Source organism: Streptomyces sp. NBC_00154 (genome assembly GCF_026342835.1).
Classification (GTDB): Bacteria; Actinomycetota; Actinomycetes; order Streptomycetales; family Streptomycetaceae; genus Streptomyces.
Window position 1 is genome coordinate 1,258,876 of sequence record NZ_JAPEMI010000001.1, and the last position, 25,141, is coordinate 1,284,016.

The 25,141-nt window shown below is 68.6% G+C and carries 27 protein-coding genes and 2 pseudogenes; 6 read left to right on the forward strand and 23 right to left on the reverse strand.

Annotated features, from left to right (window positions below):
• Positions 1 to 7: 7 nt before the first annotated feature.
• The gene (locus OHA03_RS05510) at positions 8 to 235 is read left to right on the forward strand and encodes a hypothetical protein (protein WP_267001325.1); all 228 of its coding nucleotides are present in this window, start codon (positions 8 to 10) and stop codon (positions 233 to 235) included.
• Between the two features lie 236 nt (positions 236 to 471).
• On the opposite strand, the gene OHA03_RS05515 is transcribed toward OHA03_RS05510, so the two are convergent.
• The 5 genes from OHA03_RS05515 to rpsB all read right to left on the reverse strand — a co-directional run bounded on the left by OHA03_RS05515 (position 472) and on the right by rpsB (position 5,093).
• Positions 472 to 1,560 carry a phosphatidate cytidylyltransferase gene (locus OHA03_RS05515; protein WP_267001327.1) on the reverse strand — a complete coding sequence of 363 codons (1,089 nt, stop codon included), beginning with the start codon at positions 1,558 to 1,560 and terminating at the stop codon, positions 472 to 474.
• On the reverse strand, positions 1,560 to 2,117 hold the full coding sequence (frr, locus tag OHA03_RS05520) for a ribosome recycling factor (RefSeq protein ID WP_024488459.1): 558 nt from the start codon (positions 2,115 to 2,117) through the stop codon (positions 1,560 to 1,562). The genes OHA03_RS05515 and frr overlap by 1 nt, the downstream gene beginning before the upstream one ends.
• A gap of 182 nt (positions 2,118 to 2,299) precedes the next feature.
• Positions 2,300 to 3,076, reverse strand: a complete 777-nt coding sequence (pyrH, locus tag OHA03_RS05525; RefSeq protein WP_267001329.1) for a UMP kinase — start codon at positions 3,074 to 3,076, stop codon at positions 2,300 to 2,302.
• Between the two features lie 160 nt (positions 3,077 to 3,236).
• The gene (gene tsf / locus OHA03_RS05530; protein WP_030928372.1) at positions 3,237 to 4,073 is read right to left on the reverse strand and encodes a translation elongation factor Ts; all 837 of its coding nucleotides are present in this window, start codon (positions 4,071 to 4,073) and stop codon (positions 3,237 to 3,239) included.
• A gap of 102 nt (positions 4,074 to 4,175) precedes the next feature.
• Complete coding sequence (gene rpsB, locus OHA03_RS05535) at positions 4,176 to 5,093, reverse strand: 30S ribosomal protein S2 (RefSeq protein ID WP_267001332.1); 918 nt, start codon at positions 5,091 to 5,093, stop codon at positions 4,176 to 4,178.
• A gap of 437 nt (positions 5,094 to 5,530) precedes the next feature.
• Between rpsB and OHA03_RS05540 the strand changes: the two are divergent.
• Positions 5,531 to 5,971, forward strand: a pseudogene (locus OHA03_RS05540) (peptidoglycan DD-metalloendopeptidase family protein); the annotation flags it as partial.
• Positions 5,972 to 6,051: 80 nt separating this feature from the next.
• Here OHA03_RS05540 and OHA03_RS05545 read toward each other — a convergent pair.
• The 4 genes from OHA03_RS05545 to OHA03_RS05560 form a co-directional block, all read right to left on the reverse strand.
• Positions 6,052 to 6,609, reverse strand: a complete 558-nt coding sequence (locus tag OHA03_RS05545) for a TetR/AcrR family transcriptional regulator (RefSeq protein ID WP_267007935.1) — start codon at positions 6,607 to 6,609, stop codon at positions 6,052 to 6,054.
• Between the two features lie 94 nt (positions 6,610 to 6,703).
• Positions 6,704 to 7,540: an RNA polymerase sigma factor WhiG gene (gene whiG / locus OHA03_RS05550; RefSeq protein ID WP_030978833.1), complete on the reverse strand. Its 837-nt coding sequence runs from the start codon at positions 7,538 to 7,540 to the stop codon at positions 6,704 to 6,706.
• Between the two features lie 242 nt (positions 7,541 to 7,782).
• Positions 7,783 to 9,063, reverse strand: coding sequence for a DNA-processing protein DprA (dprA, locus tag OHA03_RS05555; protein ID WP_267001335.1), 1,281 nt, complete (start codon positions 9,061 to 9,063; stop codon positions 7,783 to 7,785).
• Positions 9,060 to 10,529, reverse strand: a complete 1,470-nt coding sequence (locus OHA03_RS05560; protein ID WP_267001337.1) for a YifB family Mg chelatase-like AAA ATPase — start codon at positions 10,527 to 10,529, stop codon at positions 9,060 to 9,062. The genes dprA and OHA03_RS05560 overlap by 4 nt, the downstream gene beginning before the upstream one ends.
• 109 nt (positions 10,530 to 10,638) lie before the next feature.
• On the opposite strand from OHA03_RS05560, the gene OHA03_RS05565 reads away from it, so the two are divergent.
• The 4 genes from OHA03_RS05565 to OHA03_RS05580 all read left to right on the forward strand — a co-directional run bounded on the left by OHA03_RS05565 (position 10,639) and on the right by OHA03_RS05580 (position 16,452).
• Positions 10,639 to 12,138, forward strand: a complete 1,500-nt coding sequence (locus OHA03_RS05565) for an integrase (protein WP_267001339.1) — start codon at positions 10,639 to 10,641, stop codon at positions 12,136 to 12,138.
• A gap of 371 nt (positions 12,139 to 12,509) precedes the next feature.
• Complete coding sequence (locus tag OHA03_RS05570; protein ID WP_267001341.1) at positions 12,510 to 13,886, forward strand: hypothetical protein; 1,377 nt, start codon at positions 12,510 to 12,512, stop codon at positions 13,884 to 13,886.
• Positions 13,883 to 16,033, forward strand: a complete 2,151-nt coding sequence (locus tag OHA03_RS05575; RefSeq protein WP_267001343.1) for an integrase — start codon at positions 13,883 to 13,885, stop codon at positions 16,031 to 16,033. Before OHA03_RS05570 ends, OHA03_RS05575 begins: the two co-directional genes overlap by 4 nt.
• Positions 16,030 to 16,452: a hypothetical protein gene (locus OHA03_RS05580; protein ID WP_267001345.1), complete on the forward strand. Its 423-nt coding sequence runs from the start codon at positions 16,030 to 16,032 to the stop codon at positions 16,450 to 16,452. Before OHA03_RS05575 ends, OHA03_RS05580 begins: the two co-directional genes overlap by 4 nt.
• A gap of 122 nt (positions 16,453 to 16,574) precedes the next feature.
• Here the strand turns inward: OHA03_RS05580 and OHA03_RS05585 are convergent.
• The 14 genes and pseudogenes from OHA03_RS05585 to OHA03_RS05650 form a co-directional block, all read right to left on the reverse strand.
• A pseudogene (locus tag OHA03_RS05585) lies at positions 16,575 to 16,736 on the reverse strand (magnesium chelatase domain-containing protein); the annotation flags it as partial.
• A complete protein-coding gene (locus tag OHA03_RS05590) occupies positions 16,736 to 17,095 on the reverse strand; it encodes a YraN family protein (protein ID WP_267001347.1) in 360 nt (119 codons plus the stop codon). The pseudogene OHA03_RS05585 and the gene OHA03_RS05590, both read right to left, overlap by 1 nt.
• Before the next feature lie 130 nt (positions 17,096 to 17,225).
• Entirely contained in the window at positions 17,226 to 17,534 is a 309-nt protein-coding gene (locus tag OHA03_RS05595; RefSeq protein ID WP_003965949.1) for a DUF2469 domain-containing protein, read from the reverse strand.
• 64 nt (positions 17,535 to 17,598) lie between these two features.
• On the reverse strand, positions 17,599 to 18,087 hold the full coding sequence (locus tag OHA03_RS05600) for an NUDIX hydrolase (RefSeq protein WP_267001349.1): 489 nt from the start codon (positions 18,085 to 18,087) through the stop codon (positions 17,599 to 17,601).
• A complete protein-coding gene (gene lepB, locus OHA03_RS05605; RefSeq protein WP_267001351.1) occupies positions 18,077 to 18,829 on the reverse strand; it encodes a signal peptidase I in 753 nt (250 codons plus the stop codon). The genes OHA03_RS05600 and lepB (OHA03_RS05605) overlap by 11 nt, the downstream gene beginning before the upstream one ends.
• Positions 18,830 to 18,880: 51 nt before the next feature.
• The gene (lepB, locus tag OHA03_RS05610; protein ID WP_267007936.1) at positions 18,881 to 19,777 is read right to left on the reverse strand and encodes a signal peptidase I; all 897 of its coding nucleotides are present in this window, start codon (positions 19,775 to 19,777) and stop codon (positions 18,881 to 18,883) included.
• Complete coding sequence (gene lepB, locus OHA03_RS05615; RefSeq protein ID WP_267001353.1) at positions 19,710 to 20,753, reverse strand: signal peptidase I; 1,044 nt, start codon at positions 20,751 to 20,753, stop codon at positions 19,710 to 19,712. Before lepB (OHA03_RS05615) ends, lepB (OHA03_RS05610) begins: the two co-directional genes overlap by 68 nt.
• Complete coding sequence (gene lepB / locus OHA03_RS05620) at positions 20,746 to 21,513, reverse strand: signal peptidase I (protein WP_267001355.1); 768 nt, start codon at positions 21,511 to 21,513, stop codon at positions 20,746 to 20,748. Before lepB (OHA03_RS05620) ends, lepB (OHA03_RS05615) begins: the two co-directional genes overlap by 8 nt.
• Before the next feature lie 45 nt (positions 21,514 to 21,558).
• Positions 21,559 to 21,909 carry a 50S ribosomal protein L19 gene (gene rplS, locus OHA03_RS05625; RefSeq protein ID WP_267001357.1) on the reverse strand — a complete coding sequence of 117 codons (351 nt, stop codon included), beginning with the start codon at positions 21,907 to 21,909 and terminating at the stop codon, positions 21,559 to 21,561.
• A 128-nt stretch (positions 21,910 to 22,037) separates the two neighbouring features.
• Entirely contained in the window at positions 22,038 to 22,859 is an 822-nt protein-coding gene (gene trmD / locus OHA03_RS05630) for a tRNA (guanosine(37)-N1)-methyltransferase TrmD (RefSeq protein ID WP_267001359.1), read from the reverse strand.
• Positions 22,859 to 23,428 carry a ribosome maturation factor RimM gene (rimM, locus tag OHA03_RS05635; protein WP_267001361.1) on the reverse strand — a complete coding sequence of 190 codons (570 nt, stop codon included), beginning with the start codon at positions 23,426 to 23,428 and terminating at the stop codon, positions 22,859 to 22,861. Before rimM ends, trmD begins: the two co-directional genes overlap by 1 nt.
• A 79-nt stretch (positions 23,429 to 23,507) precedes the next feature.
• Positions 23,508 to 23,747: an RNA-binding protein gene (locus OHA03_RS05640; RefSeq protein WP_005311361.1), complete on the reverse strand. Its 240-nt coding sequence runs from the start codon at positions 23,745 to 23,747 to the stop codon at positions 23,508 to 23,510.
• A gap of 2 nt (positions 23,748 to 23,749) precedes the next feature.
• The gene (gene rpsP, locus OHA03_RS05645) at positions 23,750 to 24,193 is read right to left on the reverse strand and encodes a 30S ribosomal protein S16 (protein WP_267001364.1); all 444 of its coding nucleotides are present in this window, start codon (positions 24,191 to 24,193) and stop codon (positions 23,750 to 23,752) included.
• Between the two features lie 157 nt (positions 24,194 to 24,350).
• Positions 24,351 to 24,944 (reverse strand): hypothetical protein, encoded by a 594-nt coding sequence (locus tag OHA03_RS05650; protein ID WP_267001366.1) that lies wholly within the window; start codon positions 24,942 to 24,944, stop codon positions 24,351 to 24,353.
• Positions 24,945 to 25,141: the final 197 nt, after the last annotated feature.

The window sequence follows — 25,141 nt, forward strand, 5'->3', positions numbered from 1 at the left end:
TGAGGACATGAGCGAAGCACCCATCGTCATCCACCGCACAGCCGGAACCGGTGGCCGTCGGGTGACGATCCACGCCCAGGTCGCGGGCCTCGCCCGCAGCGACAACGACGTGATCGAGTTCCTGCGCCGCGCAGGCCTGCCTGACGCCGGTGACATTCTGGACGACCCACGATGGGTGCAGTGGCAGGGCGGCCGCCCACACGAGTACGGCGCGGCCTCTGTCGATTGTCGATGAGACTGCCGGCCCTCTCGGCCCGCAGCCGTAGGTAGACCCCGCAGCAACGTCCGAGGCGGGACAGGCGGGCCGACACCGGCTTCAGGAGTTCGATCGCCGGTCGGCTACTTCTGAGTCCCCGCGCTCAGGCATGGTTCTTGCGGTTTCGCAGACGGAAGAGTGAGGGCCCGTCGCCCACAGGGCGACGGGCCCTCACTCGGAAAAACGCAGGTCAGGACGGGTTGCGACGCGACTGTTCAGCCGGAGCCGACGAAAAGCACCAGCAGCAGCCAGACCACCGGAGCCGTCGGCAGCAGCGAGTCCAGCCGGTCCATGATCCCGCCGTGTCCCGGCAGCAGCGTGCCCATGTCCTTGATCCCGAGATCCCGCTTGATCATGGACTCGCCCAAGTCGCCGAGAGTGGCGCTGGCGGCGACGGCGAGACCGAGCAGCAGACCCTGCCACCAGGTGCCACCGTCGATCAGGAACTGCATGCACAGCGCACCGGCGACCATCGCGAAGGCGACCGCCCCGAACAGGCCCTCGCGGGTCTTGCCCGGGCTGATCCGCGGCGCGAGCTTGTGCTTGCCGAAGCGCCAGCCGACGGCATACGCCCCCGTGTCACTGACCACGGTCAGCAGCAGGAAGGTGAGGACCCGCTGCGGCCCGTCGTCCGCGCTCAGCAGCATCGCGACGAAGGTGGCCAGGAACGGTACGTAGAACGCGGCGAAGACCCCTGCCGTGACGTCCTTGAGGTACCCCTCCGGCGGTTCGGTCATCCGCCAGACGAGCACCGCCAGGGCGGTCAGCGCCATCGCGACCCACGCGCCCTCGGCGCCCCGGACATAGCCGGCCACGATCATCGCCGCGCCGCCGACCGCGAGCGGCACGAGCGGCGCCTTGATGCCCTTGCGCTCCTCGAGCCGGGAAGTGAGCTCCCAGAGGCCGACGACGACGGCGATCGCTATCACGCCGATGAAGACGGCCTTGACGATGAAGAGCGAGGCGACGATGACGGCACCGAGCCCCACGCCGACCCCTATGGCGGCTCGCAGATCACGGCCCGCACGTTTCTTCTGCGGGGGCGGCGGGGTGGACATGGGCTCCTGCGGCTTCTCGTCACGGAACAGGGGACCACCGCCCCGGCGGGCGGCTCCCCCGTCCCGCTCGTCACGGTCGTCACGGTCGTCAGCGTCTCTACCTGCGTCGGGAACGTCAGGCACGATGGGCATGGGCCGAGTGTGCTGGGCGTCATGCACATCGTATGCAGGAGCCGCCGGAGCAGCCTGCATCTCGGGCGCACCCCAGTAGCCGGCCTGCGGGGCGCCCCAGGAAGAGTCGTTCATCAGACTTCGAGCAGCTCGGCTTCCTTGTGCTTGAGCAGCTCGTCGACCTGCGCGACGTACTTCGCGGTGGTGTCGTCGAGCTCCTTCTCGGCGCGGCGCACCTCGTCCTCGCCGGACTCCTTGTCCTTGACCAGCTTGTCCAGGGTCTCCTTGGCCTTGCGGCGGACGGCCCGGATCGAGATCTTGGAGTCCTCGGCCTTCGTCTTCGCGACCTTGATGTAATCGCGGCGACGCTCCTCGGTGAGGTCCGGGAAGTTCACCCGGATGATATTGCCGTCGTTGCTCGGGTTGACGCCGAGGTCGGAGTCGCGGATCGCCTGCTCGATGTTGCGCAGAGCGGTCTTGTCGAACGGCGTCACGACGGCCATCCGCGGCTCGGGAACCGAGAAAGAGGCCAGCTGGTTGATCGGGGTCAGCGCGCCGTAGTAGTCGGCGACGATCTTGTTGAACATCGCCGGGTGCGCACGGCCGGTCCGGATCGCGGCGAAGTCCTCTTTCGCGACCACGACGGCCTTCTCCATCTTCTCCTCGGCCTCGAGGAGGGTTTCTTCGATCACCACGTGCTCCTGCGTGTCTAGAGTGGGCCCGGCTTGCTCCGGCCCGGCGGGTCCTGCGTCGCGTCCTCACCTGCACGGTGTCCGACCGGCAGGCCGTTGTCCATCCTTCGGGACCCCTCCAGGAGTGTTCCCGGAGAGCCCCGGGACTGCACCGGGATCCCCCGGAACCGTCCCCCCGGTTCTCAGGCCCGGGTGCCCTGGTCGCTCACGAGCGTGCCGATCTTCTCACCCTTGACGGCACGGGCGATATTGCCGGCCGCGGTGAGCTCGAAGACAAGGATCGGCAGCCGGTTGTCACGGCAGAGCGTGATGGCGGTGGCGTCGGCAATCTTGAGATCGCGGGCGAGCACCTCGCTGTACTCCAGAGCGTCGAACTTCACCGCGTCGGGGTTGGTCTTGGGGTCGGAGTCGTAGACACCGTCCACACCGTTCTTGCCCATCAGCAGACCCTCGGCGTCGATCTCCAGGGCGCGCTGGGCGGCAGTGGTGTCGGTGGAGAAGTACGGCATGCCCATACCGGCACCGAAGATGACGACGCGGCCCTTCTCCAGGTGGCGCACGGCGCGCAGCGGGATGTACGGCTCCGCGACCTGGCCCATGGTGATGGCGGTCTGGACCCGGGAGTCGATGCCCTCCTTCTCCAGGAAGTCCTGGAGAGCGAGGCAGTTCATGACCGTGCCGAGCATGCCCATGTAGTCGGAGCGCGCCCGGTCCATGCCGCGCTGCTGGAGCTCGGCACCGCGGAAGAAGTTGCCGCCGCCGATGACGACCGCGATTTCGGCACCGCCCCGGACGACCGCCGCGATTTCCCGGGCGATGGCGTGTACGACATCGGGGTCGACACCGAGCCCCCCGCCGCCGGCGAACGCCTCGCCGGACAGCTTCAGCATGAAGCGCCCGGGCACCTTGCCGTCCTCGCGCTTGTGGTCACCTTTTGCGGCGTCCGCGCCCTTGTTCATGGAGTTTCTCCTCGTGCACATACGAAGAAGGCCATTGCCGGTGGGTCTGGTGTCCCTCAGCGGCAATGGCCTCCTCGTCAGATCTGCGGTCGTACGGCAGGTGTGCGGCCGTACGACTGCACTAGACCCTATCGGGGTCCACCGTTTTTCGCGGACGGACTCAGATGCCGACCTTGATGCGCGAGAAGCGCTTCAGGGTGACACCGGCCTCGTCCAGGACCTTCTGGACAGACTTCTTGTTGTCCTTGGCGAAAGCCTGCTCCAGGACGACGACGTCCTTGAAGAAGCCGTTGACGCGACCCTCGACGATCTTCGGAAGGGCGGCCTCGGGCTTGCCCTCCTCGCGAGAGGTGGCCTCGGCGACCCGACGCTCGTTCTCGACCGTCTCGGCAGGGACCTCGTCGCGGTTGAGGTACTTCGGGGCGAAGGCGGCGATGTGCTGCGCAACGTCCTTGGCGACCTCGGCGTTCTCCTTGTCCAGCTCGACGAGCACGCCGACCTGCGGCGGGAGGTCGGGCATGGTGCGGTGCATGTACGCAGCCACGTAACCGCCGGTGAACTGCGCGAAGCGGTCCAGGACGATCTTCTCACCGAGGTTGGCGTTGGCCTCGTCGACGTACGCCTGGACGGTCTTGCCGGCCTCGATCTCGGAGGCGAGCAGCGCAGCCAGGTCGGCCGGCGAGGTCGCGGCGACGTGGGCGGCGAGCGCGTCGGCGACGGCGAGGAACTTCTCGCCCTTGGCGACGAAGTCCGTCTCGCACTTGAGCTCGAGCAGGACGCCGGAGGTCTTGTCCTCGGAGATGAGGGAGACAACGGCGCCGTTCTCGGCAGAACGGCCCTCGCGCTTGGCGACGCCCTTCTGGCCCTTGATACGAAGGGCCTCGACGGCCTTGTCGACGCTGCCGTCGGCCTCGTCGAGCGCCTTCTTGCAGTCCATCATGCCGGCGCCGGTGAGCTCACGGAGCTTCTTGACGTCAGCGGCGGTGTAGTTCGCCATGAGTCTGTGTTTCTCTCTCGAAGTCTGAAAGATCTACGGGTGAACGGCGGGGGCGGTGCTTGTGGCACCGGCCCCCGCCGTCATTCAGCCGTGACGCAGTGGTCAGGCCTGCTCGGCGTCCGCGGCCGGAGCCTCGGCAGCGGCCGGAGCCTCAGCAGCGGCCTCGGCCTCGGCCGGCGTCTCGGCGGCGTCCGCGACCTTCTCGGTCTCGGCGGACGTCTGCACCTCGGCGTCGTCCTTCTTCTCGCCCTCGAGCAGGTCGCGCTCCCACTCGGCGAGCGGCTCACCGGCAGCCTTCTCGCCCGGCTTCGAGTCGCCGGTCGCGGCACCGGAACGGGCGATGAGACCCTCGGCGACGGCGTCGGCGATCACGCGGGTGAGCAGGGTGACGGAGCGGATCGCGTCGTCGTTGCCCGGGATCTTGTAGTCGACCTCGTCGGGGTCGCAGTTGGTGTCGAGGATCGCGACGACCGGGATGTGGAGCTTGCGCGCCTCACCGACGGCGATGTGCTCCTTCTTGGTGTCGACGATCCAGACGGCGCTGGGCACCTTCTGCATCTCGCGGATACCACCGAGGGTCTTCTCCAGCTTGGCCTTCTCGCGAGAGAGAACCAGGAGCTCCTTCTTGGTGAGGCCGGAGGCGGCCACGTCCTCGAAGTCGATCTGCTCGAGCTCCTTCAGACGCTGAAGGCGCTTGTACACGGTGGAGAAGTTGGTGAGCATGCCACCGAGCCAACGCTGGTTGACGTACGGCATGCCGACGCGCGTCGCCTGCTCGGCGATGGCCTCCTGGGCCTGCTTCTTCGTACCCACGAACATGATGGAGCCGCCGTGCGCGACGGTCTCCTTGACGAACTCGTAGGCGCGGTCGATGTACGACAGCGACTGGAGCAGGTCGATGATGTAGATGCCGTTGCGCTCGGTGAAGATGAAGCGCTTCATCTTCGGGTTCCAGCGACGGGTCTGGTGACCGAAGTGGACGCCGCTTTCCAGCAGCTCCCGCATCGTGACGACGGCCATGGCCGTACTCCTTGAGGTGCTCGGTTGTCGCGACCGCAGGATTGCTGTCGCGCCTGACGCCCCGACGCGCCGTGCCACAAGGGACCGAGGAGCGCGGCCACCGTCCGCAGAGAGGGAGGTGGCGGGGCGTGCGAAGTCGACCCGGTGACCCGGATCGCCACAAGAAGTGTACGGGACCCATCGAGTGCCGGGTGACGGCGATGTCCACAACCGGCCGGTAGTCCACAGATCCGCTCCATGATCCCCATGGATCCGCCGGGTGCGGGACGGTTCCGGTCATGCGACACACACCTGAACCGCCTGCTGCCCGACGCGGTGAGCCGGGCCGTCCCCGTCGGGCGCGGACCCTGCTCGCGGCGGTGGCCCTGGCCGCATTCACTCTGCTGTGCAGTGCGCACGCCGCCACCGCTGCCGATGGATCCGGGCCCGGCGCCGAGCGCGTGTGGCCGCTCGCGGGGCGCCCTGCGGTCGTACGGGGGTGGGAACCGCCGGCCAGTGCCTATGGACGGGGACACCGTGGCGTCGATCTCGCCGCCGGGCCCGGTGCGCCGGTGCGCGCCGCCGCCTCCGGCCGGGTCTCGTTCGCAGGGCGCGTCGCGGGGCGCGGGGTCGTCGCGATCGAGGTGGCGGGGACGGGTGATCCGCCGCTGCGCACGACTTACGAGCCGGTGCGCGCGCTGGTCGAGAAGGGCGAGGAGGCCGTCGCGGGGCAGGTGGTCGCGGTCCTGGAGGCCGGGCCGTTCCACTGTGCGTCCGGGTGCCTGCACTGGGGACTGCGGCGCGGTGACGCGTATCTGGACCCGCTGACTCTGCTGCCGCCGTCACTGCTTCGACGGGGCCCGTCCCGGCTGCTGCCGGTCGTCGGCGTACCTGAACCGAGGCCGGACACGCCGGGCGCCATCGGATACGCGGCCCCTGCCGCGCTGCTCGCCACGGCGACGGCCCTCCGGTCCGGGCGTCAGCCCCGAACGCCCCGCAGGATCATGGCGACAGCGGTGTCCGCGATCACGTCCGGCGTCTCCGCCACGCTCAGCTCGATACGGCGCACGGCGGCGTCCACCGAGCCCTGCAGCAGCATCGCCGCGAGCCTCGGCTGCTCGTGGCCCAGGTCGCCGAGCGCCTCGACGATCATGGCGATCAGCCCGCCGTGCGCGGCCCGGATCTTCTCGCGTGCGCCCGCGTCCAGCTCGCTCGCGGAGATGGCGACAACCGCCCGGTGCCGCCGGTCCCCGACCAGGTCGAGCTGGCGGCGCACATACGCCTCGATCTTTCCCTCAGGGGTCGCGGCCCGCTCCATGGCGTGCTCGACCTCGGCCGCCCAGACGGGGAAGTCGACGGCACACAGCTCCTCGACGACGGCCGCGCGGGAACGGAAGTACTCGTAGACGGAGGACCTGGCGAGGCCTGTGCGCTCGGCGAGAGCGGGGAAGGTCAATGCCTCCGTACCCCCCTCGGACAGCAGGGATCGGGCGGCGTCCAGGAGGGCGCCGCGCTGCATGGTCCGGTGCTCGGCCACGGAGGCCGCTCGAATCCTGGGCACGGCTCCACTGTACGGCGGCACCTGTGGGAGAGGGGGCCGGGCGGCACCGATTGCCGGCCGGGGCAGTGCCTCAGCGTCCGGCGTCGGCCAGTTTCGCGCGAAGCTGCAGCACCGATTTGGTGTGGATCTGGCTGACCCGGCTCTCGGTCACCCCGAGCACGTTGCCGATCTCGGCGAGCGTGAGGCCCTCGTAGTAGTAGAGGGTGACGACCGTCTTCTCGCGGTCCGGGAGTGTGTTGATCGCCCGGGCCAGCAGCCGTCTGAGCTCACGGCCCTCGGCGACCTCCACGGGATTGTCGGCGGCGGTGTCCTCCAGCGTGTCCATCAGGCTCAGCCGGTCACCACCCTCGCCACCGACATGCAGGAGTTCCTCCAGCGCGACCACGTTCGCCAGCGACAACTGGCTGAAAACCGCGTGCAGTTCTTCCAGCGTGATACCCATCTCGGCGGCGACCTCCGGCTCGGAGGGAGTGCGCCGCAACTGCGCCTCCAGCGTGGCGTAGGCGCGCTCCACGGCCCGCGCCTTCTGCCGCACGGAGCGCGGGATCCAGTCCAGCGCCCGGAGTTCGTCGATCATCGCGCCACGGATGCGGGTGATTGCGTACGTCTCGAACTTGATGGCCCGTTCGATGTCGAACTTCTCGATCGCGTCGATCAGTCCGAAGACTCCCGAGGAGACGAAGTCCGCCTGCTCGACGTTGGACGGCAGCCCCACGCTCACCCGGCCCGCGACGTACTTCACCAACGGCGAGTAGTGCAGGATCAGCTGCTCCCGCAGCCGCTCGTCGCCCGTGGACTTGTACGAACGCCACAACTCGTCGAGCGAGGAAGGGGCAGGGGGGCGCACAGTGCCACGCGCAGCCGGTGGTACTGGCGCACGGTCAGACCCGGAGGTGTGCTGGGGCATGTGGTGCCTTGAGCCGTTCTGCTGTGGACTGCTGGGGGACTTGTGTCTGGGCCGGAATCCTTGTGAGCGTAGCGTGACTGAAGTGTTGCGGTGCGCGAAGGATAGAGGATCTGTGCCGGGCACTTCCGGACGAATGGACATGACTACGCTCCGGGACCGTCACCGCGTGGGTCGGTCCCGGAGGCGTCGTTGAAGGATCTGCCGAGGTCATCGGCATCACCTTTTCACCCGAATGCTCCAGGTCAAGGACCGCCTCGCCGCGGGCCGCCCATGCGTGTCGGGCGCGGCGTCAACTGCCAGCCTTCGCCAGCGCGTTCGACGAACCCCAGTGAGTGCAGTTCGTACAATCTGCCGAGTGCTTCGTCGGCGCTGGTTCCGGCGGTGCGGGCGATGTCCCTTCCGCTGACGGAGCCGTGGGAGGGCAGGGCGTCGAGCACCCGGGCGGAGGCGGCGTCCAACAGGTCCCTGGGGAGCACGGGGCCGCGCCGGGCCGGGGCGAGATCGCCGATCTCCCCCACCAGTTCGGCGACTTCCGCGGCGTCGGTGACCAGGACTCCCTCGCCCCTCAGGAGTTCGTGGACCCCGGCCGACAGACCGCTGGTGGCAGGACCCGGCACCCCCATGGTGAACCGGCCCAGCCGTTGCGCACTGCGTGCGGTGACCAGTGAGCCGCTGCGGTACTCGGCCTCGACCACGACCGTGCCCCGGGTCAGCGCGGCAATCACCCGGTTCCGGAGGATGAATCTGCTGCGCGTCGGATGATCGGCCGGTGGCAGCTCTCCGATGACCAGCCCCTGTTCCGCCACACGCCCGATCAGCTCGGCATGCCCTCGGGGATAGGCGACGTCCACCCCGCAGGCCAGGACCGCCATGGTCGCCCCGCCGGCCGAGAGCGCGCCGCGATGGGCCGCCCCGTCCACCCCGAACGCGGCGCCCGACACCACCACCCAGCCCAGCTCGGCCAGCCCCGCCCCGAGGCTCGCCGCCATATGCGCCCCGTACGGGGTACAGGCCCGGGCGCCGACCACCGCGACCGAGCGCAGCGCCCAGAGCCGCAGATCGGGCCGCCCCCGAACCCAGAGGCCGGTCGGCCGGGAGTCGCCCAGGTCGTCGAGTTGGCTGGGCCACTCACGGTCGCCGGGGCAGACGAAGCGGCCGCCCACGGCGGCGACCGACACCAGGTCCCGCTCGGGGTCGACGGCCTCGGCCCGTAGCCGGTAGCCGGCCAGCCGCTTCGGCGTCATGCCCCGAAGTTGTTCCGCGGTCCCGTCCCGGTCCGTGATCCGCCGTATCAGTTCGGCGGCGCCGACTTCGCGCAGCCAGCGGCCCCCGCATTCGTCGCCCGGCTCGAGGACGCGGGTCAGGGCGGCCCGCGCCAGCCGCTCCCGGTCACCCACCGCCGGTCGCGCCCACCCCGCTTTCCGGCTCCTCTCCCGGACGCCCGGCGCGCTGATGCCCCGTCCCTCCTCAAGACCCTCCGGCGCCCTGATGCCCGGTCCGGCGTCGAGTCCGCCCGGCGTCATGAAGCCCGGTCCAGCACCGAGGCCCCGCGCGAAATCCCGGTCCGCAACTCCAGGGCCACCGCGATGTCGAACGCCTCCGGGCGATCGGCGCCGCGCAGGTCGGCGAGGGTCCATGCCACCCGCAGGACCCGGTCGAGTCCCCGCGCGGTGAGCAGTCCGCGCTCCATGTCCCGTTCCGCCTCCATGAGTGCCCCCGGAGCCGCGAGCAGCCTGGTCCGCAGCTCGTGGCCGGGGACCTCGCTGTTGGTGGTCCAGGGTGTGCCCGTGAGCCGGTCCGCAGCCCGTGACCTGGCCTCCCGCACCCGGGCGGCGACATCGGCCGTCGACTCGCCCCGGCCGCCCCGCCCCATCAGGTCCTCACGGGTGACCGGAGCGACGACCACGCGCAGATCCACCCGGTCGAGCAGGGGCCCGGAGAGTCTCGCCTGATAGCGACGCACCGACGAGGGCGGGCATTCGCAGGCGGCGCCGGTGAGGGTGTGGCGTCCGCACGGGCACGGGTTGGCGGCCAGCACCATCAGGAAGCGGGCGGGCAGCCGCACCACGCCGGCACTGCGCGCCACCACCACATGCCCCGACTCCAGGGGCTGGCGCAGCGCGTCCAGGGCCCGCACGGAGAACTCCGGTGCCTCGTCCAGAAAGAGCACACCTCGATGGGCCAGCGAGACCGCACCGGGCCGCGGCAGTCCATTGCCCCCGCCGACCAGCGACTGCATGGTCGCGGAGTGGTGCGGTGCGCAGTACGGCGCCCGGGAGACCAGCGGTTCGCCGGGCGGCAGGATGCCCGCCACCGAGTGCACCGCGGTCACTTCGAGGGATTCCTGCCTGGTCAGCGGGGGAAGGATCGCGGACAGCCGCTCGGCCAGCATGGTCTTGCCGGCGCCCGGCGGCCCGGAGAGCAGCAGATGGTGACCGCCCGCCGCGGCGACCTCCAGGGCCTTTCGCGGCGTCTCCTGGCCTGCGACGTCCGCCAGGTCCGGCCGGTGTCCGTCGCTCTGCGCGGAGCCCAGCGCCAGTCCGGTGCCGATGCCCGCGCCTGGCACCATCAGCCCCGCGAGCATGGTGTCGGGGCGCCCTTCCTCGCGCATCTCCGGCTCATCGGGCACCGGTTCGTCGCTGAGTACGGCGATCAGCTGCCGCAGGCTCCGCACCCCGAGGACCGACACCCCCGGCACCAGCGCCGCTTCGCCCGCGGTCTGTTCGGGCACGACGACCTTGCGGTACCCCGCCTCCGCCGCGGCGAGTACGGCGGGCAGCACTCCGCGCACGGGCCGCACCCGGCCGTCGAGCCCGAGCTCCCCGATCATCACGACATCCGCGATGGCCGCAGGGGCGATCCGCTCGGCCGCACCCAGCACGGCGCACGCCACGGCCAGGTCGAATCCGCTGCCGCCCTTGGGCACGGAGGCCGGGGAGAGCCCGACCGTGAGTTTCTTCTGCGGCCAATCCGCCCCGGAGTTGACCACTTCCCTATTTAATCAACGTGTTGAAGCCGTACAGGAGGGGTGCAAGCTGATGGGTTGGCGCGTGTTCTGGGTGCCGTCAGAGAGGTCCCGGGGAGGGGTGAGGGCCGGGGTGCTGGAGGGGTGGGCGGACCTGCCAGCACGGGAGACCTCGGCAGGGGTTCGGGCGGGCGACCCGATCTTCTTGTCGCCGGATTACCGCGTTGATCGAGCGCTGAGTCTGTACGTCCAGTCTTCGAAGTTCCGTAAGTACGAGCCCGAGACCAAGAGGAATTACGCGACGGACATCGTGTTGCTCTTGATGTTTTTGTGGGATCGCGGGAAGTCGTGGCCGGAGACGACTGGCCGCGATCTTGACGATTACGAGGATTGGAGGCGGTTCGCGCCAGAGAATTCCGAGCAGATCGGCGGTTCGAAGTGGGACCGGGAACTGGCGGCATTCGTGGGCCTGTTCAAGTGGGCGAAGGCCGAGGGTCTGATCTCCACGAACCCGGTGGCGATGCGGCAGGTGGTGACTCCGCGGGGCGAGGTGGTGGAGTCCGCGGAGGCGCGAGCCAAGGACGCCCGGCCGTCGAACGTGCACTGGCTGACGCCTCGGACGTGGCGGCTCTGGGTGGACGTCGGTCTGCGGGGCCATACCTGTGAGGGGATACCGGAGCGCGGTTGGGTTGGCCGGCTCGAGGAACGGAACGTCGCGTTCGTTCGCCTGCTGACGTCGTCGGGCTTGCGGCTGCAGGAGGGCGGCTCGCTGCTGACGTTCGAGATCCCCACAATGCGACTGCCGGGGGGCCGGTACTGCCACGGCAAGGTCGCGGCCCGGGTGACCCGCTCGAAGAAGGAGCGGACGTACTACGCCTCGGCCGGTTCTGTCGGCGATATCGAGAGCTACATGGCGTCGTCGCGAGCCTGGGCGATCCGAAAGGCTCAGAAGGCGGGCCGCTACGAACGGCTCCCGGGGATGAAACTGGTCATTGAGGTCACACGCGGGCTGAAGCCGAAGGTCCGTTGGTGCGACCAGGACGGAGTCATCGGCGAGCGGGATCTGAACAAGCTGACATGGCAGGAGCGCATGCTGCTGTTCGAGGAGGGGCCGAACGGGCCGGAGCCGCTGTGGTTGTGGCTGAACGAGCGGGGTCTGCCGTTCCAGCCGCACTCGTGGGAGAACGTCTTCCGCACGGCGAACAAACGTTGTGAGCGGATACTGACCCCGCCTAAGCACCTGCGGAGGGATCCGCACAAGGTCTACGCGCCCTATGCGACCGCCCATTCCGCACGCCATTCGTTCGCTCTGTTCATGCTGGTGGTGCTGAACGAAGTGATGGACCGGAAGTACGGGCTGACGCCGGAGGAGCGTCGGGACTTCCGGCTGCTCTACGGAGACCCGTGGTTCATGGTCCAGGGGCTGTTGGGACATGCCTCGCGGGAAACGACGGTCAAGCACTACTTGGCCCCGGTGAGGAATCTGCAGCTGGAGTCGATGCTGGCCACCTCGGAGGAGCCGGTGGATGCGCCGATGCCGGACCTGGACCGGTTGTTCGCACGGGTGGCCCGGGACGCGGAGGGCATCCAAGACATCGATACCCGTCTGACGCCCCGGGCAGATGCCGCGTGAGCCGCAGGGGACGCAAGGCGTCGTTGCCGCCGGCGGACCATGCACGGCCTGAGCCGCTGAGTCCTGACGGCTTGATCGTCCATCACTACAACCAGGAAGGCCGGCTCAAGGACTACGACTTCTCAACGCTCCCAGTCGCTGAGCCGATGCAGCACTCGCTCGCTGCCTTGTTCGCCGCCTGCTGCAATCCCCACCAGTGGACCGCTCATCTCAGTTCCAATCAGCAGTGGGTCTACGTGGGGAGGTTCGCGAAGTACCTGTCCTCGCAGGAACGGCCTCCCCGCAGTCTGGATGGGCTCACGGGCGCCCTGATCGACCGCTGGTGGGACGTCATGCGCATGACTCCCAGCGGCCGCTCAGCATTCAGAGCTGTGGCTACTCTGCTTCGAAAGGACGCCTGCCTGCAGGCCGGGCCGGTGGCAGACGCACTGGCCCGACGCGTTCCCGGTTCGAAGAGCACGACGCAGTCGTACAGTCCGACGGACTTCACCGCGATCAAGACTGCTGCCCGGCAGATGTTCCGGTCTGCTCTTTTGCGCATCGAGGACAACGCCCGGCACTTGGAGCGCTGGCAAGCCGGGGAGATCCCGGAAGGCGGCAGCGATTGGGTTGTCGGCGAGGCTTTGGACATGCTCGCCCGGACAGGTGACCTGCCGAGGTACACCAACAAAGATGGCCGGCCGACCAGTGTCACGAGGCGCTACCAGCGCGCATTGGGCGGGCGGGACGCCGAGGCGACCTGGCAGCGACTGTTTCTCTCACGCATGGAGATGGTGTCGCTCGGAGTGCTGCTGATGGCCGAGTACGGGTGGAATCTGTCGGTGATAAACCGGGCCGTCGTGCCGCGGGCGACCCCGGACCCAGGCCAGGACGGACACCCGACTTACCGCATTCCAGTGGAGAAGCGTCGACGCGGAGGCGGCCGCTGGTTCGAGACCGAGAATGTTTCCGACCACGGGGCAGACTCCCCCGGCCGGCTGATCACCCAGGCCCTGCAGGCCACACGGTTCGCCCGCACAGCGGTCGAGAACATGGAGCCGGGGACCGACCTCCTCATCGTCTGGAGAACAAGCAACCCGTCCCAGGTCAGTCAGCACGGCGACCGCCATCCTCCCGTGGGCCCGTTCCACTTCGGCTTCCAGACTGAGGACGCCGGCGAGTGGGCGAAGGCCAGAGGACTGGGCGGATCCCCCTTTCGCCGAGGGCGTCGGACGGTGAACGCGGTCGAGCGACGAGAGCCGGCCCAGCACTCGCAGGAGAGTCACGACCGCAATTACGTGCTGCCCGACGAACATGTCCGGGCTGCCGCGATCCCCGTGATCGCGGCCGGAGCCGAGGCCGCAGTCGAGAGGGCACGCAAGGCGGTGCTGGTCGCCGAACTGCGTGACACCCGTGATCCCAGTGATGCCGAGACTGCGACCGCGGACTGTCATGACGAGGACAGCAGTCCCTTTCCCGCTCCGGACGGAGGCTGCGGCGCTTCGTTCCTGCTCTGTCTGGCCTGCCCGAACGCACGCGTCCATACCGATCACCACCCACGGCTCGCCCACCTGCACGAGGCGCTGGGCAATGCCCGGTCCGTGCTGCCGCCGCCCGTCTGGGAACGGGACTGGGGCGATGCGCAAGCACGCCTGGAGGACCTCAAAGGCCGCGTCGGCGACGGTGGGTGGACCCATGCCCTGGCCCGGGTGACCGCCACCGACCGCGAACTCATCGACTATTTGCTGACCGGAGACCTCAACGCATGAGCACGGCCCCAGAACCGGACCGTTTCCGGCTGCCTCTGCCCAACCCCACCACTCCCGTGGTCCCCGCGCACCGCGTCGTTGCCCAGCACGCTCACCTCAACGCCCGCTACGACGCTGCCGTCTGGCCGCTGGCGCCGCTGATCAGCAACCCCAGCACGAGCCTGGCTGCGATCCGCTGGCGAAACTGTTCGCCCGCATTGGAAGCGGAGATGCGGCTCGCCGTCTGGACGATGATCAATGGTGAACTGCGGCCCACCTTCCTCAAGGAACGCGCCGTCCGTCTGAGATCCCGCCTCTCGCCCGAAGGCATGGGCGACGCAGTGCAGCAGTGGATGCTCCTCACGATCTGGCTGGAAGCTCGAGGCATACACACCCTCGCAGACTGTGACGGCCAGGTCCTCAGGGACTACGGTCACCACCTGCGCGACTCCGGCAGCGGTCGCCCACACGTCCAGCGAGTCCTGGGGTGGTTGACGCGCCTGTGGGCATTCGACCAGCTCAGCGCACGGCCTGCGGGGATCGGGCGCCCACCATGGGATGAGTTCGGTGCGGACGACTTCCTGCCAGCAGCAACGGTTGTCGGCGGTGAGAACTCGAGGGAGCCACTGGCCGAGGCGACGATGGGCCCCCTGCTCGTCTGGGCGATCCGCATGATTGACGACCTCTCCGACGACATCCTCGCCGCCTGGGACGAGGCCACACGTCTCATCAACATCGCCAAGACGAACACCGCGACAGCCGAAAGCAAGGCCGCTCTGGACGCCTATCTCGGCCCACTGATCAGGTCGCAGGCCGCGCTTCCCTCGACCGAGCACCACGGCAAGCCGGCTCTTGCCCGGCAATACATCATGGGCATCACCGGCGCGTCCGGCCGGCAGGTCGACACATTGAACGAACGCCACGGTCTGACGAAAGCAGCTGCCGAGCGCCCAGGGCCCTGCCCGCTGAATGTTCCCGTGACAGGACGGATCGCCGGGGCGCCCTGGCGAGAGGTCCTCGACTTCAACGAAGCCTCCTCCTTGATGAGGCACCTGGCCACGGCCGCCTTCATCGTGTGTTCGTACCTGACGGGCATGCGTCCCGAAGAGGCTCTCGGCATGGTCTCCGGGTGCTGCCCGGACCCTCAACCCGATGAGCGGGGTGAAGTCGGGCGCCACCTGATCCACAGCCACGAGTGGAAGACCGCCACCGACGAGGAGGGCAACCACACATCCGCCGGCGCCGAACGCGAAGTGCCGTGGGTGGCCATCACACCCGTTGTCAACGCTATCCGCGTGCTGGAACGCATGGTCCCTCCCGGGAGCCTCCTGTTCGACCACCTCGCCCACGACCTGCGTTTCGCACGTCAGGGCACCGGCTCCCTGAAGCCGGGCGCGCTGCGGACGCGGATCGAGGAATTCGTGGACTGGGCGAATACGGAGGCCGCCGCCCAAGGGCTGCCGGGCGAGGCCATCGCATCTGACCCGCACGGCGCGATCGGCACTGCGCGGTTTCGCAGGTCCCTGGCCTGGCATATCGCGCGACGGCCCGGCGGCCTGGTCGCCCTCGCCATTCAGTACGGCCATATGCGCACGGCGTTGACCACCGACGTCTCCGGCGGATACGGCACACGCAGCCGCGACGGCATCCACAACGTCATAGCCCTGGAGACCGCCCTGGCGACCGCAGAGACGGCTGCCGAGCTCCACGAGCACTTCGAAGAAGGCGGCGGCGTCTCAGGGCCCGCTGCCCGGCGAGCCCTGCTCGAGGCCGCTACCGGACCGCGGTTCGAAGGACGCGAGGTCAAGACGGACTTCGTGCGCAAGTACGAAGAAGCACGCAAGTATCTCGCCCGCGACGGCGCCGTCATCTATGAGAATCCGCACGCCCTCCTGCTCTGCCTCTACAAGCAGGATCGGGCCCTCTGCGCCCGTGATGGCATCAAGGACGCCCCCACACTCGACGCGTGTGTTCCAGGCTGCGGGAACGCCGTCCGCACCGATCAGCACGCCGCCCAGCTCCGCCTCCGCGCCAACACCCTCGACGTTCGTGCCGCCCATGCACCCCAACCGGTCGGCGACCGCTTGCGCGCGAACGCCAACAAGCTCCGCTCCTTCGCCACCGAACACGACCGCACTCGCATCACCCGCCAGGAGGCCACCGCATGACCCCCGCCATCGACGAACGCGAGCGCATCCGAGCCGCGATGGACCGCATCCTGGACGGCACCCCGCAGACATCCAACGGCGCCCTCACGATCGTCGCCCTCGCGCAGGAAGCCGACGTTCCGAGAAACGCACTTACCCAGCGACACCTCGATCTCAAGAACGACTTCTACGAACGGGTCAAGGAACGCGGGGCAACCCCAGACGCCGAGGCCCGCCTCCGCAAAACCATCGTGAAACTCAAGGAAACGATCGCCAACAAGAACGAAGAACTCGATCAGCTCCGCGCCGACGTTCCCGCCCTCGTCCGAACCGTCAATCAGCTCACACTGGAGAACCAACTACTTCGCGAGGCACTCGCGCAGCCTGCGTCAAACGTTCTGGCCTTCCGCAACCGCCAATCACCTCACCCAAACGACTGACAGCACAACAACCGCGTTCCGAGACTGAGCCCTCGGGGGCCTCCACAACCCGTCTCAATAGACCAGAACCGGCAGGGCCCTCCGGGCCCTCAAAGATCTCAACACGCTGACTTGACAGGGAAGACCACCGCGGCCCTGACCCGGTCCCGGCTCTCCACCAGGCTCTTGTCCGGCAGCCCGACCAGGGTGAACGCCGCCACCCCGGGCTCCAGGTCCGCCTGGACCTCCACCACCACGCCGTCGACGCCGACCAGCGCCACCGAGCACGCCCGCGCGAACCCCATCAGGACACCCCCCGCGCGTGCTCGGCGACCGGCGCTCCGCGCCTCGGCACCACCACGCCGACCAGGTCGATCCGCACCCCGCCCGGCGGCGGGCCGCCGTTCCGGTCGAGCCAGATCTCGGCCAGCCGTCGCAGCCGGTCCGCCTTGACCGGGGTGACGGCCGCCATCGGATGCTCGAACGCCCCCGCCCTGCGGGTCTTCACCTCGCAGACGACCAACGCGTCGCCGTCCTTGGCGACGATGTCGATCTCACCGGCCCGACAGCGCCAGTTCCGTGCCAGTACGGCCATGCCGGCGTCGGTCAGCAGCCGCGCCGCCAGATCCTCGCCGTACCGCCCGAGTGCCCCCCGTGCGTTCATATCGGCACCACCTCCGGCACCGACTCTGACCTGTCCGACCCCGACCTGTGGATCTTGGTGGACAACTCGGCGACTGTGGATAACCCGGCCACCCGTGAGGGGGACCGACCGGAGGGGCGCCCTCGGCGGCTCAGCCGCCCGGCAGTTCGAGGTCGCTCTTGTTGAGCTCCTCGATGTTGACGTCCTTGAACGTCAGAACGCGTACCTGCTTGACGAATCGGGCGGGCCGGTACATGTCCCAGACCCAGGCATCCGCCATGGACACCTCGAAAAACACCTCACCCTGGACCGAGTGCACCTGCATCTCGTAGTCATTGGTGAGGTAGAAGCGCCGTTCGGTCTCGATCACATATTTGAACAGACCGACGACATCGCGGTACTCCCGGTAGAGCTTCAGCTCCATCTCGGTCTCGTACTTCTCGAGGTCCTCGGCGCTCATTGGCATGTTCCCCTTCAGCCGTGCGTCCACCTATTGTGCGCCAGGCACCGGCACCCCTGGACGCTTAGACGATTTCGGGGGCCAGAACCAGTGGCGTACGCGGCGGACCCTCTTCGAGCAGCGTGCGCAGCAGCTCGGCGAGTCTGGTCGGATACACCGTCTCACGCGCCACCGACAGTTCGACGGAGGTCCACCACCTCAGACCCACGACACTGCGCTGTTCCAGCCCGGTCAGCCCGCTCAGGTCCGTCGCGGTCTGCGTCGTACGTGCCAGGAAGTACCACTCGTCCTGGTCCCAGCGCCGCCCGTCGAACGGGAAGGAGCAGATCCGCTGCCAGAGCACCGGACCCAGCTCGACATCGGTGATCCCGGTCTCCTCGGCCAGCTCGCGCAGGGCCGCCTGCTCCCGGCTCTCGTCGCCCTCGAGACCACCGCCGGGGGTGAACCACCAGGTTCTCGTGGGGTCCTCCGGTTCATATCCGTGCATCAGCAGAATGCGGTCGTCGGCGTCCAGCAGGACCACCCGGGCCACCTTCCGCTTCTCAGTGGGCACCGGCAGGCACCCTCCGGTCCTGCCCATTCCTCCTGCGTGCGGACCGCGCGGCGATCGGACCGTACGCGGTGCCTCCGAAGATGAGCACCACGCCCGCCACCACGGCCCCGAGCTGAAGCTTCAGGGGGCCGGGGGCCGACACCCCGCCGGGGAGAGCGGCAAACGCCTGCGGTCGCTCGATCATGCCGTCCATCGGCCAGGCGATGGCGTCCACCCGGGCCTGTACGTCGCTGCGCGGCACCGACCCCTGTCCCGGGTCGTTCAGGTGAACCCGGGAGTCCAGGGAGCCGCTGCGCTCGTCCCCGAGGAGGAAGAGCTGCCCCTTGGGCACTTCCGCCGTGAAGTTCTTCACCGAGGCGAGGCCCTCTGTCTGCAGATACGGCTCCTCGATGGGCTTGCCGTTGACGGTGAGCCGGCCGCTCTTCTCGCAGCAGGCGATCCTGTCGCCGCCGATTCCGACGACCCGCTTGACCATCGGCATGTTGTTGTCCCAGGCCGGGTCCGTGAAGACCACCACGTCACCCCGGCGCACCTCGCTGCCGTCCACGCGCTCCGCGAGGACCCGGTCTCCCGCATTCACCGTCGGCGTCATCGACTCGGTCGGCACGATGTACGGCTTGTACACCAGCGCACCCCAGGCGAACCCGCCGAGGAAGAGCACAAGGCCGACAGCCACGGCCAGCCCCGACAGCATGCTGCCGAGCCGGCCGTGGCCGTCACCCGTACGTCCTGTTCCACTCATCCCAGCGTCCCCCACCTCGGAGATCGACAATCGCTGATCCGAGTCGGCACCCTACCCGGCGGTACGCCCGTTGGTCAGCCTCTTGCGGCGCCACAACACGAGGGGCAGCGCTCCGGCTACGCCGAGTGCTCCCGGCACCAGCCCCGTCGCCGCGTTGATCCCCGGCTGGTCGAACGTGCTCGGGATCGGCAGGGTCGCCCAGCGGTTGATCGGCCATGCGACCACGATGGCCCGGCCGACGACCTCGTCCGTGGAGACCGTGCCCTGACCGGGCAGCTCCTGGTGGTAGCGGGAGTCGAGGGAGTTCTGTCGGTGGTCGCCCATCACCCAGATACGGCCCTCGGGCACCTTGATCGGGCCGAACGGCTCGTCATTGCAGGGGGTGTTGCCCGGGTAGATGAACGACGTCTCGTTCAGCGCCACGCCATTGACCGTGACCGGCCCGTTCTCCTTGCACTCCACCGTGTCGCCGCCGATCGCGATGACCCGCTTGATCAGGTCCTTCTCCTCGGCGGACGGCATCAGCCCGATGAAGCTGAGGAACTTCTGCGCCACATTCGGTGTCGGTGTCTGGGCGCTCTCCAGCCAGCCGCCCGGGTCGTGGAAGACCACGACCTCGCCCCGCTGAGGCTCCGAGCCGAACCACGGGGTCAGCTTGTCGACCAGCACCCGGTCGCCCCGCTGGAGCGTGTCCTGCATCGAGTCCGAGGGAATCGAGAACGCCTGCACCAGGAACGTCTTGATCAGCAGCGCCAGAATCAACGCGATGCCGATGAGCAGGGGCAGCTCCTTCCAGAAGGAGCGTGGGTTCCTCGGAGCCGTATCGCCGCTGTCCGGGGAGTCGCCGTCACTCTCCGTCCGGCCCGCCACCTCGGAGGATTCACCGTTCTCCGGATGCTCCGCCCGGTCCTCGGGTTCGTCGTGTCCGGATCGTGCGCCGACCGCCAAATCCCCCACATCCACTCCTCACTCCGTGCCACCGCCCGCGACCCATTCGGCGCAGGCCCACCACTCCCATAACGAGCGGGAGTTCCGCAGGGGTCGGGAGCCGGACCATTCCATTGAGGTCCTGGGACGACACACTATTCGACTGTCCGTACGCAGCCGCCGTCCCGGCGCGCGCGTCCGGCACCGAGGCAAATGTCTGCGGCTCCTCCAGCCTCCGCCAGTGGCCGAAGGGCCAGGCGATGACGACGGCCCGTCCCACGACCTCGTTCTCGGAGACCGTGCCGTGATCGGGCTCGTCCAGATGGAAGCGCGAATCGGCGGAATTCGAGCGATGGTCACCCATTACGAAGATTCGGCCGGCCGGAACCTTTACCTCGAATTTGAGTGTGGAGGGCGGATTGCCCGGATGCAGATAGGGCTCATCGAGCGGAACACCGTTGACGGTGACCTTGCCGTCCTTGTCGCAGCACTTCACGGTGTCGCCGCCGACGGCGACGACACGCTTGATCAGATCCTGTTCGTCGTCGGACGGCAGCAGCCCTATGAAGGTCAGTCCTTCCTTCACCTGCTTGACGACAACGGGCGGATCCTTCTTGTCGACGTTCTCCTGCCGAAGCCAGCCGCCCGGATCCTTGAAGACGACGACATCGCCGCGCCGGGGCTTTGCACCGAACCAGGGCGTCAGCTTGTCGACGAGTACCCGGTCGCCGATCCGGATGGTCTGCTCCATCGATCCGGACGGAATCACGAAGGCCTGCACCAGGAAGGTCTTGAGAACGAGCGCGATGAGCAGCGCCACGGTGATCAGGAGGGGTATCTCCTTCACGGCCGACCTGCGCCGCCGCCGTTTCACCTTGCGGGCCAGCTTGCGCCGCTCCGCCCGGGTCGGCAGCGAGCGTGCGACCGTCGGCCTGCTGCCGGTCGGCAGCGGCGTGCCGGGGTCGGAGGCGCGGCTGCCGCGCCCGCGGTTACCCATGGGTCCCGTCCGGTATCCGTACGCCGGCGAAGGCACCGGTGTCCGGCAGCGGGCCCAGCCGGCCCAGCGGCCAGCCGATCCAGTCCACCCGGCCGATCACCCGGTCGACCGGCACCATGCCGCCGCCGGGCTCGCCCAGATGGTCGCGGGAGTCGCGGGAGTTGCTGCGGTGGTCGCCCATCATCCACAGCCTGCCGTCGGGGACCACGATGTCGAACGCCGCCCTGGACGGGGCGTCGCCCGGATACAGGTATTCCTCGTCCAGCGGCCGGCCGTTCACCTCGACCCTGCCCCGCTTGTCGCAGCAGACCACCCGGTCGCCACCCACGCCCACCACCCGCTTCACGAAGTCGGTCTCGGCGGGCTCCGCCAGCCCCAGGGATGCCGCCACGCCGTGCGCCAGCGCGGTGACGGGGTTCTCCTCGGGCTTCTCCTGTACGAAGGATCCGGTGCCGTCGAAGACCACCACATCGCCGCGCTGGGGTACGGAGCCGAAACGGTACGCCAGTTTGTTCACAAGCACCCGGTCCCCCACCCGCAGCGTGGACTCCATCGAGCCACTGGGGATCAGGAAGGGCTGCAGCACATAGGTGCTGAACAGCAGCAGGAAGACCGCGCAGCCGGCGCCGAGCGCGGCTGTCCGCCGCCACGACATCGTGGCGAACCGGTCCGGGATACGCGAAGAGCGCGACCTCTCCTCCGACCCTGCTTCGGGTGCGGAGGAGCGGTCGCGCTCCGTGGTCTTTGCTTCCGTGTCCATCGCAGCCAGAGCTTAACCGGCTGTGCTGTGGACCTGGGAGCTAGCTCACCTGTCGCGCTTCTCCTTGATCTTCGCGGCCTTGCCGCGCAGCTCACGGAGGAAGTACAGCTTCGCGCGGCGGACGTCACCGCGGGTGACGAGCTCGATCTTCTCGAAGATCGGGCTGTGCACCGGGAAGGTGCGCTCGACACCGACGCTGAAGGAGACCTTGCGGACCGTGAAGGTCTCGCTGACGCCAGAGCCCTGGCGGCGGATGACTACGCCCTTGAACTGCTGGATACGGGAGCGGTTGCCCTCGATCACTCGCACGTGGACGTTGACGGTGTCACCGGGGCGGAACGCCGGGACGTCCGTACGCAGGGAGGCGGCATTGACGCCATCGAGCAGGGAAGCCATGTTGTCTGCTTTCTTCGCCGATGCCACAGGTCATCGACGGGAGATCGTAAGGAATCAGGGTGCTGATCGCGTCGGGTGGGCGTCGTTCCCCCTGTGGCAGGGGCGCACACCGGACGTACAGCAGCGGCTTATTCTTCCATGCCTTCGGGCCTGCGCCAAAATCGGCCGCCGGGCTCCGGCGACCAGCCGAGGATGGAGAGGATCTCACGGTCCTTCTTGTCGAAGGCGCTCGCCTCGCAACGCTCGATGAGATCGGGCCGGTTGACCGCGGTACGGCGGAACGCCTCGTCCCGTCGCCAGCGCGCGATCTTCCCGTGGTGACCGCTGAGCAGGACGTCCGGGATGCCTCTGCCACGCCACTCGGGCGGCTTGGTGAAGACCGGGCCCTCCAGCAGGTTGGCCATGGCGCCGGGTGCGAAGGAGTCGTCGCGGTGCGACTCGACGTTGCCGAGCACACCGGGCAGCAGCCGGGCCACCGCCTCGGTGATGACCAGCACGGCAGCCTCCCCGCCGGCCAGCACATAGTCCCCGATGGAGACCTCGACGACCGGTATGCGGGTGGCGTACTCGTCCATCACCCGGCGGTCGATGCCCTCGTAGCGGGCCGGGGTGAAGATCAGCCACGGCCGCTCGGAGAGCTCCACAGCGAGCTCCTGGGTGAAGGGACGGCCGCTGGGTGTGGGTACCACGAGCACCGGGGAGTGCGCCCCGGCCTCGTACCCGTCCGCCAGGGTCTCGTCCAGAGCGTCACCCCACGGCCCGGTCTTCATCACCATGCCGGGACCGCCGCCGTACGGCGTGTCGTCGACCGTGTTGTGCCGGTCGTACGTCCAGTCCCGGAGATCGTGCACGTGCACATCGAGGCGGCCCCGGGCGCGGGCCTTGCCGACGAGCGAGACGTTCAGCGGTTCCAGGTACTCGGGGAAGATCGTGACGACGTCGAGCCGCATCAGGCGTCGTTCCCCGGCTCGGAGGCCTCTTCGTCCCGCGAGGAGACGATCACGGCCTGGCTGTCGTCGATCAGGCCGGGCGGCGGGGTGATGACCGCGCGCTGCTCCTCCAGATCGATCTCGGTGACGATCTCCTCGACGAACGGGATCATCACCTCGCTGCCGTCCGGGCGCTCCACGATGAAGAGGTCCTGGGACGGCAGATGCGAGATCTCGGTGATCCGGCCGATCTCGGTGCCGTCGGCGAGGACCACATCGAGGTCGATGAGCTGGTGGTCGTAGAACTCCTCGGGGTCCTCTGGGAGCTCCGCCGGGTCGACGTCGGCGATCAGCAGGGTGTTCCGGAGGGCCTCGGCCGCCGTACGGTCGCGTACGCCCTCGAAACGCAGCAGCAGCCTGCCGCTGTGCACCCGTCCGGTCTCGATGGTCAGCGGCCCGTTCGCTGCCGGTTCGGTGGCCAGGCGGGCCCCGGGGCCGAGCCTCAGCTCCGGCTCGTCCGTACGCACCTCGACGGTGACCTCGCCCTTGATGCCGTGGGCGCGGCCGATCCGCGCAACTACCAGCTGCACCTTGTGTCTCTCCTGTCATACGACGACGGGCCGGGGCGGGCGCATGGCCCTCCCCGGCCCGTGCCGGTGTTCAACTCTGTCAGCGAACCTGGTCCACGTCGACGAGGTCGACGCGGATGCCACGGCCGCCGATGGCGCCCACGACGGTTCGCAGCGCGCGTGCGGTGCGGCCGTTGCGGCCGATCACCTTGCCGAGGTCATCGGGATGGACCCGGACCTCGAGCACACGACCACGGCGCAGGTTGCGCGAGGCGACCTGCACATCGTCGGGGTTGTCGACGATGCCCTTCACGAGGTGCTCGAGAGCCTCCTCGAGCATACTCAGGCCTCGGTCGACTCGGCGGGCGCGGCAGCGTCAGCCGCCTCGTCCGCCTTCTTGTCGACCTTCTTCGCCTTCTGCGTGATGGCCTCGCCCTTGGACTCCTCGCCGGTGTCCTTGGCCAGGGCCTCGAACAGGGCGCGCTTGTCGGCCTTGGGCTCCGGCTGCAGCAGCGGCGCGGGGGCGGGGAGACCCTTGTGGGCCTGCCAGTCACCGGTGAGCTTCAGGATCGCGAGAACCGGCTCGGTCGGCTGGGCGCCGACGGACAGCCAGTACTGCGCGCGCTCCGAGTTGACCTCGATGCGCGAGGGGTTCTGCACCGGGTGGTACAGGCCGATCTCCTCGATGGCCCGGCCGTCACGGCGGGTACGGGAGTCGGCGACGACGATGCGGTAGTGAGGCGAACGGATCTTGCCCAGACGCTTCAGCTTGATCTTGACTGCCACGGAAGTGGTGTCTCCTGGTCTATGACGTGGTTGGGCACAACGAAGATGCCACGTGGGGTTGCGGTACTCGGGTGCCCGATGGACGCGTCAGCCGGAGGCGAGAGGGTTCCTGTGCGGCTGTCGAGTACAGCTAGCCATTGTGCCACACCACATCGGGTCACCCCACCGCGACCGCCGCTTCCGGGATGCGGAAGGGCTTTCCGCAGCCACCGCAGACGATCGGCGCCTGGGCGAGGACCGACGGAACGACCCGGACGTTGCGTCCGCAGTCGCAGACGGCCTTGACGCGCACGCCGCCTCCGGAGGAGCCGTGCCGGGCGGCCGGCCCGCGGAAGGAGCGTTTGGTGTCGGCGGCGGTGGCGACCGTGTGCGCCTTGAGGGCGCGTTGCAGTCGCTCCATCGTCGGGCGGTAACGGCGCTTGGCCTCGGGGTTGAGCGTGACCAGCGAGAAGCCACTGCTGGGGTGGGGCTCCTCGGCATGGTCGAGACCCAACTCCTCGGCGATCGCGAGGAATCGTCTGTTGTGGTAGCGGCCGGCGCGGGAGGTGTCACGGACACCTCGGGCGGCGGCGATGCCATGGACTGCCTCATGCAGCAGTCGCTCGAAGGAGAGCTCGGCGCCACAGGCGGACGAGGACTCTCCGATCAGGGACTCGGGCGCGGCAAGATCGGGCAGCTCGGAGTGGTACCGCTGAATGTCGGCCCACGCCTGCGCCAGCTCTGCGGCAAGTACAGGTGGTGTCGTGCTCACGTCGTGACAACGAGCCTGAGTGCCCCGGTGTTCCGATTCCGGGCCATCCCAAATATTTTGCACGTACCAGTCAGTTGCCATTCATGCGTCCTGACGAGGACAGGTGCGCTGATCTGCGGAGAACTCTCACAGCTCGCACGAAGCCGGTACGTAGTGACGCGTACGCCGTGACGCGTACGCCCCGGCGCGTGGACAGC